At 73.1% G+C, this 20,208-nt stretch carries 3 protein-coding genes and 1 pseudogene (1 of these 4 cut by a window edge); all 4 read right to left on the reverse strand.

Translation table 11 applies throughout. From position 1 onward, the window contains the following. Positions 1–18,005, reverse strand: the 5' portion of a protein-coding gene (locus tag ACH4YP_RS18665; RefSeq protein ID WP_398491220.1) for a lonely Cys domain-containing protein. 16,270 nt of this gene lie to the left of the window's left edge; 18,005 of the gene's 34,275 nt are visible here — the first part of the coding sequence; its start codon is at positions 18,003–18,005; the stop codon falls past the left edge of the window. Beyond that, positions 18,006–18,353: a hypothetical protein gene (locus ACH4YP_RS18670; RefSeq protein ID WP_361063563.1), complete on the reverse strand. Its 348-nt coding sequence runs from the start codon at positions 18,351–18,353 to the stop codon at positions 18,006–18,008. It abuts the gene before it with no gap. 2 nt (positions 18,354–18,355) lie between these two features. Further along, the gene (locus tag ACH4YP_RS18675) at positions 18,356–18,856 is read right to left on the reverse strand and encodes a YbaB/EbfC family nucleoid-associated protein (protein ID WP_361063566.1); all 501 of its coding nucleotides are present in this window, start codon (positions 18,854–18,856) and stop codon (positions 18,356–18,358) included. 102 nt (positions 18,857–18,958) lie between these two features. After that, positions 18,959–20,208 (reverse strand): annotated as a pseudogene (locus ACH4YP_RS18680) (hypothetical protein); the annotation flags it as partial.

The following is a 20,208-nucleotide window of genomic DNA, read 5'->3' on the forward strand; positions in this document are numbered from 1 at the left end:
TTCGGCTTCTCCCGGAGCGTCCGTTCGACGTCGGCCAGCAGGGTGTCTCCCTTGGCGGGCCGGGTGTCGGGCCTGCTGCCCAGTTCCTTCTCGATCGCCCGCAGCACCTGGTCGATGCCGCGCACGACGACCGTGCTCTGCCCGAAGGTGCTGGGGCCGGCGAGGAGTTCCTCGACCTGGTCCTCGGTGAGGCTGTCCGGCAGCAGCGACGGGAGGTCGTCGACATAGGCGGGCATGCGTCTGCCGTCCGCGAACGGGGCACGGGCACCGCTCGTCCGCGGCGGCGGGGGGAGGTCGGGGTCCAGGCGGGGTGAGCGATCGGGGTCGGGATCGGGATCCGGGTCGAGGTCAGGATCGGGATCGATGTCCGGTGCGGACGACTCGCCCTCGGGCGACGTCACCACGACTGCCGGAACTCCGCTCGACGCCCGGGCCGGGGCGTCGAGGTCCGGCAGTGGGGCGTCCAGACCCGACACCTCACCGCCGAAGTCCGGCATCGGGTCGTCCAGACCGGACACCTCTCCACCGAGGTCCGGCATGGCGGCGTCCAGGCCCGACACCTCTCCACCGAGGTCCGGCATCGGGTCGTCGAGGCCGGCGACCGGAGCGTCGAGCGCGAGGGGGCTCGTGGACGGGGCGAAGCGTGACCGGGCGGGCGCGGAAGTGGACGGCGCGGAAGTGGAGGTGGAGGTGGAGGTGGGCGGCGTGGCAAGGTCCGTGGACCCGTCCGGACCCGCGAGGGTGACTCCGGTGACGCCGCTGTCGCCCGCCGCCGACGCGACGCCGGGTACGAGCAGGTCGCGCGGCCTCAGGACCGCCCAGTCGTCGGCCGCCGGGCCTCCCGGCACGGTGGGGATCGCGGAGAGGACGTACCGGCCCGTCTGATCGTTTCGAACCACCCCCACGTCACCCCGTGAAGCCCATACGCCCCGACCGGTCGCCCTGCTGACGGCGGCCCGCGGATCGGTGTCCGCGGCCGGGCCGCCGACCGGTCCCGCGGCCCCCGCCGGTCCCGCGGACGCCGGTCCGGAAGTCTGCTCCGGTCCGGAAGGTGCCGTCGTCAGCGTCCTCGATGCGGCGAGGACGATGTCGACGTTCAGTTCGCGGTCGGACAGCGCCGGGTCGCGGGAGAGGAGTTCGGCGACCTCGTCGTACGGCACCCGGCCGCTGAAGCCCCCGGGCAGGGTCATCAGCAAGTGGTCCGGACCGCTCCCCGCCCGGACCACGTACCGCGACGGCCGGTCGGGATCGCGCCATGCCGCGTCCTCGGTGCCCGTCGGGCGGTGGCCGCCGCCGTCCTGCGGGGTGGCGACGACGACGCGGGCCGTGTCGCCGACCGTGATGTCCGGCTCGGGCCGCACCCAGTCGCGGCCCGTCGGCACACCGGCCGCGTCGCGTATCCGGGTCTCCGGGGCGAAGGCTCCCAGCAGTTCGAGGTGGAAGGCGGCCAGCTCGGTCGGGCTGTCCAGGTCGCGGCCGACGGCCGCCGCCCGGGCGGCCAGCCGGAGCAGTTCGGGACGCCGGGCCGGGTCCGGCCGGTCCAGGTGGAGCACCTTGGCGGTGAGGGCGTCCAGGTCCGGGGTCCGGCTCTCCCATTCGAGGGCCTTCGCCGTCGCCCAGAACAGCCGTGACCGCTCGGCCTCCCCGACGGCCGCCGGACCGCCGTCCAGGCTCAGGATCTCGGCGGCCTCGGCATCCAGGTCGGCGAGAGCGCCCAGCCGCTCGGCGGTGGCGACGACATGCGGCAGGCCGAGGAAGTCGGTGAGGGTCGTACCGAGCCGCCGGGCCGCCTCGGCGGCTCTGAGCAGCAGCTCGCGGTGGGCGGGCCCGACCACGCCGGTCGCGGCCCCGGGGTCCACACCGACGGCCCGCTCGAACAGGTCCATGGTGAACGGCCCGAAGCCGCGCAGCCGCTCGTCGGCGTCGCGCATGGTCTCCAGCGCGCCGATACCGCTCAGCAGCTCCCGATACCCGGCGTCGTCCTCCACGGCCGCCCCGAAGGCCAGGCGCAGCGCGCGCACCAGCCGCAGCGCCCGGTCACGGGTCGCCTCCGGAACGGGCCCGGGGCCCTGGTGCAGTCCGGCGTCGCGGGCGAGGTCGTCGAGCGCGTCACCGCTGGGCTCCGGCCGGTGCTCGACCCATCTGCCGCGCCGTCCGTGCACATCGCTGCGAAGGGTGTGGACCCATTTCCGTCCCTTGCGCGTCCGGCCGATCCCGACGGACCGGGTGCCGCCGTACACCACACGTCCGGTCTCGTTCGCCACGTGCTGGGCGTCGCTGACGGTCGCCAGCGGATCGGGCACGAAGGGATCACGGACGTCCCCGCGGACCCGGACCACTCCCTCCGGCGTGGCCAGCCAGCACGACTCCATCACCACGGCGTGCTTCTCGGGGCGTTGCGCGAGGCTCGGACGCCGCTTGAGCAGGCGACCGGTCTGCGGGCCCCGGGTGACCTCGACCCCGTCGCCCTCCAGCGGCAGATGGATCTCGTCGGGCCACGCGTGCGTGGCGAAGAGGTAGAAGGGCTTTCCCGCGAACGGAACGGGCTCGTCGTCCCTGGTCCAGACGTCGGTGGCCGGGTTCCGGTGCCAGAGTTCCGTCGCCTCCGCCGCGTGCCTCCAGTGCTCCACCATCATCGGGGCCTCGGCGTCGCGGAACACGCCTCTGCCGATCGGTCCGCTGTCGGCGACGACGGTGTACGTCAGCAGCCTGCGCTCCCAGTCCGGGGCGCCCTCGGTCTCGGCGGGGCCGAGCACCTGACCAGGGGTGCTGCGGATCCAGTCGGAGCGCACCAGCCCCGGACCGGACGGCAGGGAGATCGTGTACGGGAGGGACGGGTCCAGGCGCGGGTGCACCTTCAGCGAAGCGGTGGCCGACCAGAGGTCCCGGCCGATCCGGTCCGCCGTCCGGCGCGGCAGCTCCAGGCCCCGGGCACCGGCGCCGGGGATCAGCAGCACCACGGGGACGTCCGGCGGGAGCCCGGCCAACTCCGGGTCGAGGGCCAGCAGTTCGGCGAACACGTCGATCGGCACCTGACGCGGTGCCCCGTCGTGGCCACGCACCACGACATGGTCGTGGGCGCCGTCCGCCATCACCACATACGGCTCGGGACCGCCGGGCCGGTGCCAGGGGGCCGTACCCTCCAGGACCGTCGTCAGGTTCACGTCCGGGATCGCGACACCCGTCCAGTTGCGGCCCCGGACGACGCCGCCGGGCGTGGTGACGGCGCGGCGGCGGGACAGTACGCCCCGAAGCCCGAGATGGAACGCGGCCAGGGTGTCGACGCTGCCCGCCGACTCCACCGCCTCGTCCATCGCCACCCGGAACAGCTCGCCGCGCTGGGCCCCGGTCACCGGATCGAGGGTGTCCAGGCCGAGCACCCGGCGGGTCAGGGCATCCAGGTCGAGGGGGCCGTCCCGCAGCCGGGGGTCGGCCTGACGCAGCCGGTCGAGCCGCTCGACGGCGTCGCGGAGGGCGGGGTAGGCGCGCTTCGACCCGATGTCTGCGCCGAAGACGCCCTCCAGCAACGCGTGGTGGAGCTCCTCGGTGGTGGGGGACGGCTCGGGCGAGCCCGCCATGGACTCGTCGGCGGACACGGCGTCGCCGTCGTCGCCGTCCTCCCAGTCCATGATCATGTCGATCGAGTCGGGGGAACCGGGCGGAGCCGGGGAGTCGAGCGGCAGCTCGGCCGGCGCCGGGGCGCTGAGGGTGACCTCGTCGAGAACGGCGGGCGGCAGCTCCCGGGAATCGGCGGCGCCGGAATCCGACGGCGTGCTGCTGAAAGCACCGGCGGCCGACGCGGTGTCCTCGCCGGAGTTCACACGGGAGTCCAGGCCGGAGTTCACGCCGGAGTCCACGTCGGAGTCCGCCGCCACGGCCCGGCGCATCTCGTCGAGAGCCTGTGCGGTCTCCTCCCAGGTCGGCGTCAGGAGGACGGTGTCGGCGGTGTCGGCGACGGCCGGGCCGGGCGCGGGAGCCTCGCGGGAGTACGTGACCGGTGCCGGGTCCCGCGGGTCGGAGTCGGAACCCTCGGCGAACCTCGGCAGCACGTCCGAAGGGAGGGTAGACCGCCAGAGTCCGGCCGGCGGCTGCTCGGGCCCGCCGGGCAGCACGCGCCGAACCGTGCTGATCACAGTGCTCCCGCCCATCGGGAAGAGCTTCGAGAGACCGTTGTAGGACCAGCTCCTGCGTCCCGTCGCCCGGGTCACGGCGGCGCGGAGGGATTCCGTCGGCGTGCCCGGGCCGGTGAGTACGACGTCCGTCTCCAGGTCCGCCCTGAGGAACAGAGGGTCGTGGGACGCCAGTACGGCGATCTCCTCGTCGGGCACCGTCCGCAGGACACCGTCGCCGAAGTTCCCGGCGACATGACCGGGCCGCGGAGAGCCGGACAGGTTCAGGACGAGCGGTGCCGGTTCGCCGGGCTTCGTGAACGGCCCGTCGTAGGGGCCGGTGTCGTCGAGACCGTCGCTGTCGGGCGTGTGGGCGTAGCCCTGGACGAAGCCGGTGTTCAGGGACAGCGGCCGCACGTCCCCCACATAGCTGCGGCCCACCATCGCGGAGCCGTCGGCCCTGGAGACGATCGTCCTGGGACCGTGGGCGCCGAGCGTCTGCAGGTGGAAAGCGGCCAGTTGTACGAGGTCGTGGAAGTCGCGCCCCGCCGCGGCGGCCTGGATCGCCAGCCGGATCAGACCGTCCCGGTCGTCCTGGGTGGGCCGGTGGCCGTCCGGCAGGTGCAGGGCCCGCCCGGCGGCGGAGTCGAGGTCGACATCCCCGGCCAGCCACTCGGCGACCTTGACGACGGCCCAGAACATGTCGGAGCGCTCGTCGTCGCCCACCGCCGGATCGATGCCCCGCAGGCGCAGGACGTCGGCCGTGTACGCGCTGAACCCGTCGTCCCCGTGGGCGTCGTGCAGCCACTGCGCCGTCGCGCGCAGACCGCCGAGCCGGGGATGGTCGGTGAGCCGGGGCAGACCGTCCGGGTGGGTCGCCTCCTCGGCCGCCCATGTCAGTACGGAGCGGTAGTCACCCTCGTCCGGCGCTCCGTCGCGGGTGATGGCGTCGTCGGCCTCGGACTCGTCGGACACCGAACTGCTGTCGCTGTCGCTGTCGTCGTCGCTGTCGCTGTCGTCGTCGGTGTCCTCGGCGGCCAGCCGTTCCCGCTCCGCACGGGCCGCGCGCTCGAACAGACCCAGGTGGAAGGGACCGAAGGAGGCCAGCAGCGGATCGGCCTGCCGCATCCGCTCCAGCGCGCCCATGCCCCGCAGCAGTTCCGCGTGGTCGTTCGCGTGGTCGATGGCGTGGCCGAAGACCTGCCGCAGCGCGTACACCAGCCGCCGGGTGGTCGCGCGCACCTCCTCGGTGGCCGGGCCGTCCCCGCTGTGCAGGCCGGCGACGCGCGCCGGTTCGTCCAGCTCCTGCCCGAGCGGCTCCGGCTCCAGGTCCACGAAGAACCCGGGCCCGCCCCGGCCGTGGATGTCGGTGAGGGCGAGAAAGACGTACCGCGTCACGCCGTCGCGCCTCTCACGCGCGATCGCCGCGGTCCGCATACCGCCCCGGACCCTCACGCCGAGTTCGTTGGCGTGCTCCTGGCCCACCGGGCGCATCCCGACCCGCAACACGTCCGCGACGAACGGGGTCGAGGACCCCTTGTTCAGGTCGAAGGTCGCGCCGGGCGCGGCGCCCCAGCAGACGATGTCGTCGAGCCACGCGTCCTCGCGGCGCCGCTCCAGCAGGTCCTGCACGCTCGCCCGGCGCCGGAGCCACTTGGCGTGCTCCCCGCCCCGCGGGTAGTCGTCGTCACTGGTCGTCAGCACGAAGTGTGTGAAGCCCGGCCAGCCGTGCCCGGCGTAGCGATAGGCGGCGTCCGCCGGGCCCGTGCGAGGGAGGGGGTACTCGGCACCGCGCTGCCCCGTCGCCGGGTTGAACTCCACGTAGGTCGTGATCTCGCCGACGTGGCGCAGGCCGTCCTCCCTCAGCCCCGCGAGCTCGCGGGAGGACCCCATCGTGCGGCCGACCGACTCGCCCCGGTCGTCGGCGACGGGATGGCTGTCGATCCGGCGGTCCTCTTCCGACACGCGGTCGACCGGACGGAGCACCGGTCGGGGGCGGCTGCGGATCCAGAACCCGCGTTTCGCGACCGGGGAGTCGAGCAGGGCGACGGTGTGCGTGGAGGAGCCTTCCGGGGCGGCCAGGTCCAGGTCGCCGCTGGTCTCGTAGACGTCCCTGCGGAGGCGGTGGGCCACGCGGCGCGGCAGGTCCGCATAGCCGTCTCCGGCCCGGTCGACGAGCAGCAGCCCGGGGACGTCCCGCGGCGTGGCGGCCAGGACCGGGTCGAGAGCCATCAGTTCGGCGAAGACCGGGGTGGGCACGGGGTGCGACGCGCCGGCGCGGTCCCGCACCAGGACGTGGTCCTGGTCACCGGGGGCGACCACGACGTGCGGCCGGTGCCCCCCGGTCCGGGACCTCCAGGGCGCGGGCCCCATGGAGCGCGCTCCCTTGCTGCCGTCCGCGTTCAGGCGCTGGACGCCGACCTCGGCCAGGTTCAGGTCCGAGATCCGCCGCGGCCCCCAGTTCCACCCGTACGCCGTGCCCTCGGGAGCGGTGAGCGCGAACCGGTCGTCGAAGACGCCCAGGTTCCTGAGGTGAACCGCCGCCACCGTGTCCAGGCCGACCGCCTGCGCGGCGGCCGGGTCCGTCGCCGCGGCGAGGAGCGCGGCATACGCGTCGGCGCCCACCGCCGTGCCGGGAGCCAGGCCCAGCACCCGGCGGGCCACCGCCTCCAGGTCGAACGCGCCCTGGTCCGCCCCCGGTTCGGCCGAGCGGAGCGCGTCCAGCCGCGAGGCGGCCCGGTACAGCTCCGGGTAGTCGGACCGGGCGGCCGTGGCCGGCCCGAACGCGAGCGCCAGCTGGTCATGGAGGGGATCGGCGACAGGGGTCGTCTCCGGGCCGGCATCGGCGGTCGTGCCCGTGGCGAAGATTCCCGGGCCCGCGTCGATCGCCCCGTCCGTGGCGGACGTATCCCCACCCGCGTGGATCGCTTGCGCGGCAATCCCGTACGGCGCGATCGCGCCCGCGTCGGACGGTGATGTCTCGAAAAGAACGTCGGCCGGGCGGGGACTCCGGGGCGCCGGGTGCTCCGCGGCTGACGGGGGCGGGGCGCCGGGGAGGTTACGGGAGCGGGCGCCGCCGCCCCTCAAGGCTGGGTCGACGAAGCCCGTCGACAACGGCAGATCGCCGATGACGCGTTCCAACCGCTGCACATTCCGGTCCCGCAGACCGCCGTCGGCCAGACCGCCCCCGACCCACTGCTGCCGTCGGCCGCGACCGGACGACTCCTCCACCCGGGCATCCGGGTCCACCGGCCTGGTGTAGTCCCCCATCGCGCTGCCCGCCACATCCAGCACGAAGTCCGGATCGCCCGCACGACGTGATTCGTCCGGCAACCCGACCTGATGCCCGGCCTCGTGGCCGATGTCCTGAGCTGTCGCGTTCAACGGCCAGGCATGATGGGACTTGGAGCGTCCGGCGGACGGCGCGAACAATTCCACCTGGAGATGGACGTCCCCGGCAGGGGCCGGCACCAGTACCGGCGTGTAGTGCAGCAGATCCCCGTTCGGCAACCGGTGCTCCGGCGCGTTGAACAGCGCCTCGATCCCCGACCCCGACCGCTCCCACAAGTCCGCCACGTCCTGCTCCGCGAAAGACCCCGCGTTGGTGAACGCCACCCGCACCTCGAGATCGGTGTGCACCTCTCCCCCGAACCAGAACCGCCGCGCGTCGAACGACGCGTTCACCGTCGTCTGCGCCGGCTTGCCCTGTGCGTCCAGGCTCTTCGAGATCGGATTCATCCACCGGTGCTCGACCCGCACCGCCAACGCCGCCTCCCGCGCGGCCCACCACCGGTCGCCGCCCCTGCTCTCCGCCCCCCGCACCACCGCACTCGGCCACCCGTCCCGCGCATCCGCCGCGGACGTGACCGCACCCGGCGCCATGGGGACCTGCGCGCCCTGCGCGCCATCGGGCGCCAGCGGATCGCCACCGTGCACCGGCTGTGCGGAAGTGCCTCCCGCCGACGCCTGCGCGAAGAACTGGGAAAGACCGATTCCCGATCCCGCCGCGGCGGCCGCCCGTGCCAGCATCAGCCGCAGCGCCACGGGGAACACCGGAGCCTGTACGCCCCGACCGGCGAAGAACTCGTCGACAACCTCCTGCAGACGGCCCCAGGTCAGCAGTGCCCCGTCCCCGTCGAGGCCACGCATCATCTCCAGCGCCGCGAACCCGTTGAGCAGCCCCAGGTACGTACCGTGATGGTCACCGACCCCTGCCCCGTACGTCAGACGCAACGCCCGCACCCACCGCAGGGCCCTCTTCTCGAACGACGGACTTCCTGCCACTCCCTCCTCGTCCAGTTCACCCGCCAGATCCTCGAACTCGGTGTCTCCCGGCTCGGGCCGGAACTCCGTCCAGGAGACATCCGGATCGTCGATGTCGTCGGTCACCAGCTGGAACCTCGCCGGGAGTCCGTTTCGCGCGTCCATGAACATCAGGTCCGCGTCGCTGGCCCACACCGTCCGGTTTTCGGAGTTCGACAGGATCTGGCCACCACGTGGTACCTCCAGTGGATCACCAAGAGGATCGCCCGCCACAAGGCACGCGTCCGCGACCACTGGCAGATCCGGCGGAAGAGCCACCATGCTTCCGCGCCGCCCGAAATAGCCGCCGATCTGGTCGAACGGGAATCCCTCGGTGGACCCGTCCGTCATCTCCAGCAAGCCGAAGGCTTCGTCGCCCTCCTCCGGATCCGGCCGATGTCCGTGGAAACCCATGACGTAGACCCTGCCGGTCCAGGGCAGGCGCCGTGGCTCGCTCTCTCGCACGACCACGACTTCGTCGGTGTCCCGCTGTGTCGCGATCTCCACATGGGTGAAGTGGGTCGCGTCGGACAGCTGCCGGTGCCGCTCCTCGGCCCAACCGCTGGTCAGATTGGGAGGATACGAAGCGCGGCCGGTCAACTGCTGTCCGTCGCTGCTGAGATAGGTGACCGTGTGCACCGCGCTGTCCGGGTACAGGGTGCCGTCCAGCGACCTCAGTACGCCTTCCGGCGCGTTCGGACGATAGCCGGGGTCGCTCGGTATCCAACCCCCTGACCGGGCGACCACCGGGTCCGGGTCCGGTGCCGGTCTGATCAGGGTCGGACGGAGAATCCCGTCCTCGGCGGGCTTCAGGCTTGGCTCACCGTCGGTGGACCAGACCCTCGCGCCCAGCACATCGGCGACGGCACGCGGCCCGTCCAGGCCCTCCGCACCGCCGAACGGGACAAGCAGCAGCACCGGGGCCGACGCGGGCCGCTTCGAATCGTGCCGAAGCAGATGACCGATCTCTTCCCAGTCCTCCACCCGCAACAGGGTGCCGTCCGCGGTACGCACCATCAGGTGGTCGAAACCGCCGTCCGCGATCACGACGTACGGTGTACCCCGCCACGGCGCCTCGGCCGTGGACAGCGTGGTACCGGTCGAGGACGCCACCCGGACCTTGTCGAGGTTCAGCTCGGGCGCGGCACCTGTCCAGTCCAGGCCGACGACCGAGCCGTCGTCGGAGAGCACTTGATACTCGGGGTCCAGGGCACCGCGGCGATCGAGGTCGAACGCGCCGACCGCCGCCAGGCTCTCCACCCGGCCGTCCGCGTTCGCCTTGTCCACCACGCTGAGCAGCTCGGCCGCCTGGGCCCGTTCCACCGGACCGGAGCCGCCCAGGTGAAGCACGCGCCGGGCCAGCCGGTCCAGAACCGCACCGTCGTCAGCGGTGACATCAGCCCCGCCCAACCGCTCCAGGACGCCCACCGCCCGCACCAGGCCCGCGAACCGCGGGTGCGTCTCGATGCCGGCACCGAACACCATCCGCACGGCCTCTGTCCACCGTGCCGAATCAGCGGCCGCCGCCTGCGCACTGTCGGGAGCCATCGGATCGCCGCCCACCCATCGGGGTGCGGAAGCCGCATCGGTCCTGGCGACGGCCGGCTCGGACGCCGGACCCGGCTCGGCCGTGGGCTCGGCATGCTCTGTCGTGGCCACGCCCGGTCCGGCCGAGATGGTGCTCCCACTGGCCGACGAGACGTCACCGGCATCGTCGCCCGGCCGTGCGGAGTCGTCCGTGGGGGCGTAGGTCTGGGTGGAGGTGCCGGCCGGTACCGGGGCCGAGACGAGTTCTGTGGCGTCGGCGGCTGCCTTGACGGCGTTCAGGGCTGTCTGCGGGTCGGCGGAGGGGACCTCGATCGCCCGCAGCGCGGCGTACGGGTTGCCGTGGCGGTCGGTCGTCTCGCCGTGCGACTTGACCAGCAGGTCCGTCGGCGCCGCGTACCGGAGCTGCCGGCGGCTCGGGTCGGCCGCGAGAGCGGTGTGGTCGCGTGCCGAGGACTTCTCCACCATGACCACGACCCGGCGGGCGCCCACCGGGACCGGTCCGAGGGCGGTCAGCGCGGCCTCCGGATCCGGCGCGACCCGCTGCAACTGCCGTACGTTCAGCGCTGTCAGGCTCTCCGGGTCGCCTTCGGCGGGGGCCACGAAGGCCAGGAACACCGGGCGGTTCACCGGCGGCAGCTCCGCCAGCCCCTCCGCCGCCAGGCCCACGTACGCGGGGATCAGGGACGACAGGCCCTGGGTCAACCCGGGGGCCATGGCGTGCAGTTCGTCGCGGAGACTGCCGAACAGGTCGCTGTCCGGGTCCGTCTCCTCCGCCTCCTCGACCAGCGCGTTCAACGCCGGCCGCGAGAGCAGCGGCGGCACGGCCGACTCGCCTTCGGCCAGCGCCGTGTCCATCGCCTGCCGTACCAACGGCTCCAGCACCGCCCCGCGTTCGGCGGCGGGCAGATCCTCGATCCCCGACTCCAGCCACGAGCGGTTCGAGTCGAGGCTCAGCGCGTACAGCGCGCTCACCTGGGCCGGATCGAGCCGGTCCAGCGGAGAGTCCTCGCCGTCCCAGCCGCGGGCCGCGGCATGCCGCGCCGCCCAACTGGCCGCACCCAGACGGGACCCGGCACCGGCCGGCACGGGTGGGAGGTCCTCGGCCTCCGACAGGGTCCGCACGGCGTCCGACAGCCCGTCCGGCACCTGGACACCGCCGACGGTGTCCGAGTCCGACGACATGAACCCCGCGTACAGCCGCCGGTGCGGCGGACGCAGCCGGTCGGCGAGACTCCCGGGACGCAGTCCCTCGCGCGGCGCGAACATGGTGTCGGCCAGCCCGTGCAGATGCACCTGGCCACCGGCCAGCGCCGCGGTGAGCGCGCCCTGGTTCGCGCTCATCGCGGACGTCTCCAGATCGCTGACCAGCACGGCGAGGGTGTATCCCCGCGACAGCCCCCAGCCGAACACGGCCTTCACGAACGACGGGAAGCGGTCGCCGGGCAACCCCAGGTCCGCGTACATCCGGTACATGTTCCGCGTACTGAACGCCGTGCCCTGGTTCACCCTGATCCCGCGCCAGGCACGAAGCTGCCTCACCGCGGCTTCGTCGGCGGCCAGTCGGAACAGCGTCCCGGGGTGCCTGGCGGCCGCCGCGCCCGCGACGACGGCCATCAGCTCGGCCGGGTCACGCGGATCGGCCGGGCCGCTCGGACCGGCCGGTGCGCCCGGTCCACCGGCGGCGGCCAGCGCCGTCACGGTCTCCCGCAGGACGTCGTGCGCCGCCGGATCGTCGGACAGGCGCTCGCCCAGTGCCTTCTCGTAGTCCGCCGCGATCTGGTCCCACTGCTGGGGGTCGGTGCCATAGCGCGCCGCCTGGCCGGCGAAGTACGGATCGGTCGGGTTCGCCGGTACGGCCGAATCCCGCGTGTCCCGCACCGTGAACGGCACGACCTGGGGTTGGGCCGCCCCCCAGCCGGGGCTCAGCTGGAGATCCGGGACGGCCGCCCGGGTGGTGACGGTCGTGTTCGCCGCGTGGGTGACGCGCCGCGCGGGCTGCTGATCGGCCGACAACTGCGCCGCCGAGACCGCGGCGGGAGAGCCGGTACCCGCCGAGCAGACAACCAGCAGCAGCGGCAGGTAGGGAGGCACCCTCGCCGCCGACCACTGTGCGGTCATGCTGCCGTCCTGCGAACCGCTCACGGCCTTCGGACCGAAGCGCCCGGGCACCATGACGGAGTGCCGGATGCCGTGCGCGGACCTGACGACGAATCCGGGTGGCCCGGAGGCCGACGTCACCGGCAGCTGCCAGTCCTGCCGCTCGCCGGTCGTCCCCGTGCGTTCGTCGTAGATCCGGTAGCCGCTCAGGGCCGGGAACCGGGAGTGCGCCGCGGCGTTGAGGCTGGTGATGCCGATCAGGGCGCCCGACTCCGAGTACAGGTCCTTGAACAGGATCTCGTTGTTCCACGGGGTCTCCGACAACGCCCGCGGCACCTCGGTGGCGATCACATGCCCGTACCACCGGCCCGTCCTCGCGTCCGTCGCGACACCGGACATGGCGTTCCTCGTACGGACCGGGGACGGCGACTGCACCACATGGGTGCCCGGGGTCCGTGAGAAGAGCGAGGTCTTGCGCAGCGACACCGGGTTCCTGATCTCCACCAGCATCGGGTGGCCTGCTCCCGGCCGCGCCTGTCGCTCCAGTTCCCGCAGTCTCGCGAGAGCGGCGTCGCGGTTCGACATCCCCGTGTCGAACGCCGGGAGCTCCATCTCCAAGCCCTCCGCCGCGAAGGGCTTCTGTTCGGCGGACAGTGGGCCGGGCGCGATCATCGGGAACCACATGGAGCCCCCGTCCGCGGGCTCGGCCTGCAGCAGGTCCAGGGCCTCCTCGGCCATCGCCGCGTGCCCGCGCACCTCGGCCGGCAGCCGCTCGTCGACACCGCGGGCGAAGGCCTCGACCGCCGCCCGCACCTCCGCCGGGGTCCCGGGCCGGTCGGCCACGTCGCGGATACGGGGATCGCGCAGCATCAGCAGCGGCCACGACGACCGGCCGGCCGGCCCGGCCTGCTGCCCCGCGGCCACGACGAGTGCCCGAAGCCGGTCGACGGTGAGCCCCGGTACGAAGAACCGCGCGTCCGGCCCCGAGGCCAGCGTCAGCGCCATCGCGTGCCCGCGCTGCAGGAACCGCACCGCGTACGCGGCCCCCGGATTGCGCAGCAGATCACGCCAGGCCTCCCGGCGCGCTTGCCACACGTCCGCCCCCGAAGCGGGGTCGGCGTGGTGGCTCAGCCCGTGCCCGAGTACGTCGAGGGGGTTCACCCAGTCGCCCTGCCCGGTGATCTCCCCGGTCAGCAGCGCCTCCGTCGCCTGCGCGTACAACTCCACATGCGGCGGCCGCTCCAGCAGCGCCCGGACCGTCCGGTCGTCCGCCGACTCCCCGCGGGCCAGCCCGTCCAGGGGGGCGAGCACGCCGTGGATCCACCCGTGCACCCGGGACAGATCGGTCAGCCACGGATCGGGCTCCATCTGCTCGTCCCACGCCCCGGCCCCGCGCGAGACGTCCAGGAACCACTCCCACGGCAGCGCGTCCGGACGTGACAGCTGCCAGGCCGCCAACGCGTCCCGGAACTCACGCACTTCACCGTTCGGGAAGTTCAGACCCTGGTAGAGCATGAGCATGAACTCGATCCGCCGGGCCTGATCGAGCTGCCCGGCCGTCAGCCGGTCGGACCTCCGGTACCCGCGCCGTTCCATCGCGGCGTCCCACTCGGGCTCCCGCCGCGTCACACCGGCCGGCGGCGTCAGCCCCAGCTCCCGGGCGTACCAGACCCCGACCCGCTCCATAGCCTCCATCAGCTCGTCGAACGGTGCCCGGTTCTCGGAGCTGAGCAGGCGCTCGAACGCGCTCCTGGTGTCGAACCCGTCGAGTGACCGCTGGTCGAACAGCGCCATCTGGACGGATGCCGCACGGTCGGCGTCGCCGAACCGTCTCCGGGCGTCGTCGATCAGCCGCGAGAGTGCCTGGCGCGCGTACTCCTGCACCTGCGGGTCGGCCGCCATCGCGAGCGCGGCCGCCCGCCCGTACTCCGCCGACCGCGCCGCGTACGCGCCCCGGATCCGGGGCGGCCCGGCGAAGAACTCCGGGAACCTCGGCTCATGGACGGAACGGAACTCCGAGCCGGTGGAGGGCGCGGTGGAAGGCGCGGTCTCCGGTGCGGCGGAGGGTGCGGTGTCCGGTTGGCCCTCGCCCGGAGGCGCCGCCAGCGCCGCGACCGGAACCGCCGCGGACACGGTGCCGCCGACGCCCCTGTTCCAGAAGGCGCCGACGGCGCTGCTCTCGACGGCGACCGGACGCGGAGCTGCCTGGCCCCGGCCGCCAGGCACCCGGCCGGTCTGTTTCCCGGGAGCCGCGGACCCACGCGCGGGTGCGGGTACGGGTGCGGGGTCATGAGGCTTCGGCCGGTAGGTGTTCTTCTCCGGATCCCACAGCGCGCGGAATCCCTCGTAGAGCCGGTTCTCGGCCAGGGTCCGCCCGACCGGGTTCGCGCCGCCGCTCTCCGGTTCGGTGCCGTACAGCCGCTCCAGGAGCGGCAGCAGTGTCTTCTCCTGCTTCCGCACCCAGCGGGCGCCGTTCTTCCTCCGGCGGCCGGTGTACGGGTCCCGCCCCTTGTTCGTACCGAAGTAGGCGTTGGTGACCTGGGCGAAGTATTCGTAGGCGTTCCGGGACGAGTAGTTGCGGCTGCCGGCGTCCTGGCGGTCCGGGCCGTACAGCGGGCCGTCCGGCCACTGCACCTTGGTGCCCCGGGCCACCTTCTCGGCGTACGCCCGCTCGATCAGCTTCCGGTCGGCGTCGCTCAGCCCGTGTACGTGGATCATGTGCGCGAACTCGTGGACCGTCGTGGAGTATCCGGCGGCGAACCTGTCCGCCCGCGGCACGCCCGTGGTCTCGCCGAGGAGGTTCTCCTCGGTGATCGCCGTCGCCGGGTGGTCGGTCCCCGTCGGCGGGTCGGTCAGCGTGACTCCACGGGCGCCGTCCCACATGCGGCCGCCCTGCCCGTCGATCGTCCGCCCCTTCAGGTGGCGGAAGGGCGACAGCGAGGTCATCGCCTCGCCCCTGGGCACCACGACCCCCTTGTTGCCCCCCTTCAGCAGCCGCGCGGCCACGACCGGATCGGCCAGCATCCGCGCGAGCGTCGCCCGCGCCTCGCGCCCCGCCGACACGGGCCGGTCCACCCCGCTCGGCACCTCCACCAGCAACTCCGCCGCCACCGAGGCGAACTCCGCGACCGGCAGACTGGTGCGCAACGCGTCCACCAGCGTCGCGTCCTTCGCCAGCGCCTCCCGCTCGTCGGCGCCCAGGAACTCCGCACCCGTCGACCGCCAGATCCGCCGCGCGGCGCCGGCCGCGACGGCGTCAAGCGCGGGCGGCCACGAGTCGAGCCGCACCATCGACTGCCGCACCCGGTCGAGCGATTCCGGCCCGCGTCCGTCCGCCGGCAGGTCCTCCGTCGTCACGTGCCCCGCGATCCACCGGCGTACGGCGTCGTCGCGCCGGACACCGGACACCGGCCCCGCGCTGCCGGGGCCGGTCCGGCTGTCCGGCGCCCGGTCCGGGTCGCCCGGGAGCTGTGCCATGGCCGTCGCGTCGGCGTCCCGGTCCTCTTCGGCGGGTGAGCGTTCGGCGGTGGACGGGGTGGCGGTGCGGGTGGCGGGATCCTGCGTGTCGCCGGTCGGGACGACCGGCGGGGCTTCGGACTCGGTCCGTACGGGCCGGAACGGCGGCGGGACGTCCGAGTCGGTCCGCGGCACCGCCGAACGCTCGGCGGGCTCCTCCGAGGAGGGGGGCGTACGGGAGTCGGGGGCGACCGCGTCCGGGGGCGACGACGCGGCGGAACCGGCCGGGCCGTCGGCCGCGCGGGCGTCGGCCGCGACGGTCTCACCGGAATCGGCGTGGGGCCGCTGCTGCGGAACGGCAGCGGCCTGCGGACCGCCGGGACCACCGGCAGAGGTGACCGCATGACCACCGGCAGGGGCTCCCACGGCTGCCGGCAACGGCGGCAACGGGCTCTGGACGCTGCCGTCGGCCAACGCCGGACCGGCCACGGAGCCGACCGGTGCGATGGGGTCCGGTGCGGTGAGGTCCGGCCGGGCTGTGGGGTTTCCGTCCGTGCTCAGCGGGTCGCGGTCCCGGTCCGCGGGCACCGCCTCGGCGTCGGACTCCGCCGCGTCCTCCTCGTGCGGCGTGGGGTTCTCGTCGTCGGACGTCCGCTCCCGTACGACCTCCTCCGCGGCAGGGCCGTTGGCGCCCGCGCCCGGCCGGCCCGCGGGCGACTCGGCGGGGTCCGTGTCCGGTGGGGCCGGCTGTTCGTCGTCGGTGAGGAGGCTGTCCGGCTCCTGGTGGTAGGAGGTGGCGGCGGCCGGGGCGTACGGCGCCACGGGGGCGGCGGAGCCCGCGGTGGCGGGGAGGATCGGCGGGGCGCCGGCGGACGGGTCGCCGCCCGGGAGTGTCGTGTCCAGGGGGTTGAGCGTGGAGAAGACGGATTCGCTGCTCGGCGTCCCCGAAGGGAGCGGAGCGATCTCGTCGACGGCGGGGGCGGGGACCGTGTCGACCTCGTCGTTGTCCCCGCCGGGCTCCGGGGAGTCGTACAGGTTCGAGGAGCCGTAGGAGTACGGCGGCTTGGCCGCGCCGATCACCCCCGGGCCGGTCGCCCCGCCCGCCACCGCGCCCGGGTACGCGCCCGGGTACGCGCCCGTGCCGCCGTCGGTCACCGCCCCCTGCGGCCCGTACGCGTCGAGGTCGTCGCCGTAGTCCGAGACGGACGCGGTGTCGTTGAAGTTGCCGACGTTGCTGAAGACCGACGGGTGGTCACTGACATCGCTGGAGACCGACGCGCTGTCGTCGAAGACATCGGTGCCACCGGTGCCACCGGGGTCGCCGATGCCACCGATGCCACCGATGTCGCCGGCGACATAGGGCTCGGGGCCGGTTCCGTGGTCGAGCGGGGGGACGTAGAGGTTGGCGTTCGGGTCGGGGCCGGAATCGGCGGTCGGCAGAGGGGCCGGCGGGTCGTAGTCGACGCCGCCGCTCCCGGCCCCGTTCCCGCCACCGCCCGAATTCCCGTCCCCCGCACCGCCGTTGAGCTGACCGGTGTCACCCAGGCCGAGGTCGGGATTCTGGAAGAACTGGTTGTGCAGCCACTTTCCGCCGCCACCGGCGAAATCGGAAGCGACCTCGAAAAGGGCACCGCTGGTTCCGGCGCTCACGAACGTGCCGGGATTGATGGTGAACGTGCCCTCGTAGAAGAACTTCGTGAACGCTTCCGCGAAGGTCTCGGCCTGGCCCTCGTTGACGAAGGCGTGCGGGACTTCGAAGACCTCTTTCCACCCCGGGTTGTTCTTGAAGAAGCTCTTCATCCATGGGTCGGTCACCTGGGAGAAAATGCCGCTGAAGGCACCCGCCAGCGCCCCCATGACCGCGGACTGCCCGATGTCCGACCAGTCGAAGTCGTCCCGCCGCCGGTCGTCCTCGTCCGGCGCGGTCATCGAGATGATCTGCGCGGCGAACGTGACGAACGCCTCCTGGATCGCCTCCAGGATCGCCGAGAGCGGAGTCGGGACGGCGTGTCCCATCCGCTGCACGATCAACAGCATGGCCAGCGCCGTACGAGACCGGACCACGGCTATCTCGGTCAGCGACGTCCCGCCGGTGAACACCGCGAGCACGGCGAGCGCGGCCAGTTCGAGTTTCATGATGATGAACTCGATGAGGATGTTGTACTTGCCCTCCGCGAGCACCATGGAGCGGCCCACGTTCCGGCGGCCGATGTCCCGCAGTTCCTTGGCGAAATCCGCGAGATGGTTCTGGCCGCCGTCGTCGACGAAGGTCTTCAGCGCGGCGACGAACTCCTTGGCGATCGCCGCCGGAAGCGCGTTTCCGGCTTCGGCGATCGCGGCCTTCATCGCGTCGGAGAAGGCGCCGATGTCCTCGGCCAGCCGGATATAAGGATTACGGCTGCTGTAGCCCACGTCCTCATCGCCGCTGGCCACATTGGCGTCCATCCACCACTTGATGAACTCCCGCAGCTCGGGAGAGAAGTTGATCGCCATCTAGCGACGCGTTTCGCTTTCCGCGCTCTGCGACGCGATGTCCTCCATCGCGAGGTTCTGCGGCCTCTGCACGTTCTGGGCCTCCTGAAGGACCGCGGAGGCAAGATTCACATAGCCGTTGGCGACGTCTCCCAGCGTCTTGACCACCTGGTCCCGCTCTTCCCGGGCCTGCGGACCGACCTGGTCGGCGAAGAGGTCGCCGTCACCCTCCACACCCCAACAGCCGTCGTACTGGGAGATGGCACTCTCGAAACCGGGCAGCATCGTCCCGGCGAGGCGGGCCCCTTCACCGATGCCTCCCGAACTGGCCACGATCGCCGGCATGTTGGCCGAGTAGTCGTCACCCATGGCTATGCGCTCCCCTGTCGTTTGTTGCCGGCTCCGTGACCTCCGGGCGGGGCCGCGGGCTCCTCTTCGTCCTCGTGGATCTCGTCGCGGAGCCGGCTCATCGCCGTCGATTCCTCCGCGACGGAGGTCTCGCTGAGCAACGATCCGAAGACCGAGCCCCAGTCGACCCCCATCCGCTCCGGGGCGGTCCCCCGGACGGACATCCTGGTGAGCGGGTCGAGCGTGTGGACGACCCGGCGTGCCATCTCGGCGCGGGCCGCGTTCGCGGCCTCCAGCACCGACGCGGAGAGCTGCGAGGCGGCCATGCTCCGGTACTTGCCGTCGAGGAACTCCAGACTCGTCAGCTCGCCCTTGGAGCCGACGGCCACCTGGACCGACCTGTCGGCCGAACGCGCCGTGACCGACGCGGCGGCCAGCTCGCCCCGCACCTTGGCCGCGGCTTCCTCCGTCGCCTTGAGATGGGCCATCGCCCGGGCCACCCGGTCCTCGATCGGCTGACTCAACTCGCTCTCCTCACTGGTCGGTTGACCTTCACATCAGTCGGCACGCCCTGCGGTCCTCGCGTCGTACGGCCCGCGCGTCGTACGGCCCGCGCGCCATTCGTCTCAGCGCCCCAGGGCCTGGGGCGCTCCGCCCTCGTCGGTGCCCCAGACGTCCTCGTCCTCCGCCAGCCAGGTGGTCCGCTCGCGGTCGCTGCTCTCCGTCTGCTGGCCGCCCCCTCCACCGCCCATGCCTCCGCCCATCGGCGGCATGAAGGGCGTACCGCTGGAGGTCTGCTGTGTGGCCCTCGGGACCACGCCGTGTTCCTCGCCGTCCACGGCCGGGGTGGCGCCGGCCGCCCGGCCGGAGCGGGCGACACCGGGCTCGATGACGTTGCGGACCCGCTCGCCGGAGCCCGAGGCGTCGCCGCCGCCCCGCATCATCGGCGGCATCATGGGCGTCCCGCCGCCCCCGGCCGCGCCGTTCGAGGCCGCGAGCGCCCCGTCCTCCTGGGGGCGCCCCAGCGCCGACGACAGATCGTCCTGGTTGTAGAGGTTGTCGTTGAACGCGGCGGAGTACGCCGAACCGGCCGAGCCCGCACCCGGCAGTCCGTACGAGGAGAGGTCGGGAGGCTGCGGGAGGTCCGCGATGCGCTGGCGGATCAGCTCGTCGATGTTCTTGTCACCGGCGCCGATCCGGTCGTAGTCGGCCTGGATGTCGCCCATGCGCTGGTCGTACTCGGCCCTGGCGTCCCGCCGCGCCTGCTCCGCGTCCGCACGGGCCTGCTGCCGGTCCTCCTGGGCCGCCGCCTTCTGCTCGTCGTACTCGTCCTTGGCGTTCGCCTCGGCGGCGTCGGCCTGCTGAACGGCGTCGCGCTCGGCGGAGTCGATCTCGGCGAGCCGGCGGTCGTACTCCTCACGGGCCGTCTGTTCGTCGGCGCCGCCGGCTATCGCGCGGTCGTAGTCCTGCCTGGCCTCGGCCCGGTCCGCGTTCGCCTGCTGCTGCGCCTGGTCGCGCTGCTCCTGGGCCTCGGCCTTCTCCTGCTCGTACTCCTGCTTCGCCGCCGTCTGCTGCCGATCGGCTTCCTGCTCGGCCGCTTCGCGCTCCGCGCGGGCGTCGGCCTTCTGCTGCTCGTAGTTGGACTGGGCGTCGGCCTTGGCCTGCTCGGCGTCCGCCTTGGCCTGCAGCTTCTCCTGTACGGCCTCGCGCCGGGCCTGCTCCTGGTCGCGCTCCGCCTCGGCCCTGGCCTCTGCCTGCTGCTGCTTGGCCTCGGCCCGGTCCTGCTCGCTGCGGGCGAGTGCCTCTTCCTTCTCCTGCTCGGCCTGGCCCTTCGCCGCCTCCTGCTCCTGCTTGGCGGCGGCCTTCTCCGCGTCCG

Source organism: Streptomyces sp. NPDC020747 (genome assembly GCF_044334695.1).
GTDB lineage: Bacteria > Actinomycetota > Actinomycetes > Streptomycetales > Streptomycetaceae > Streptomyces.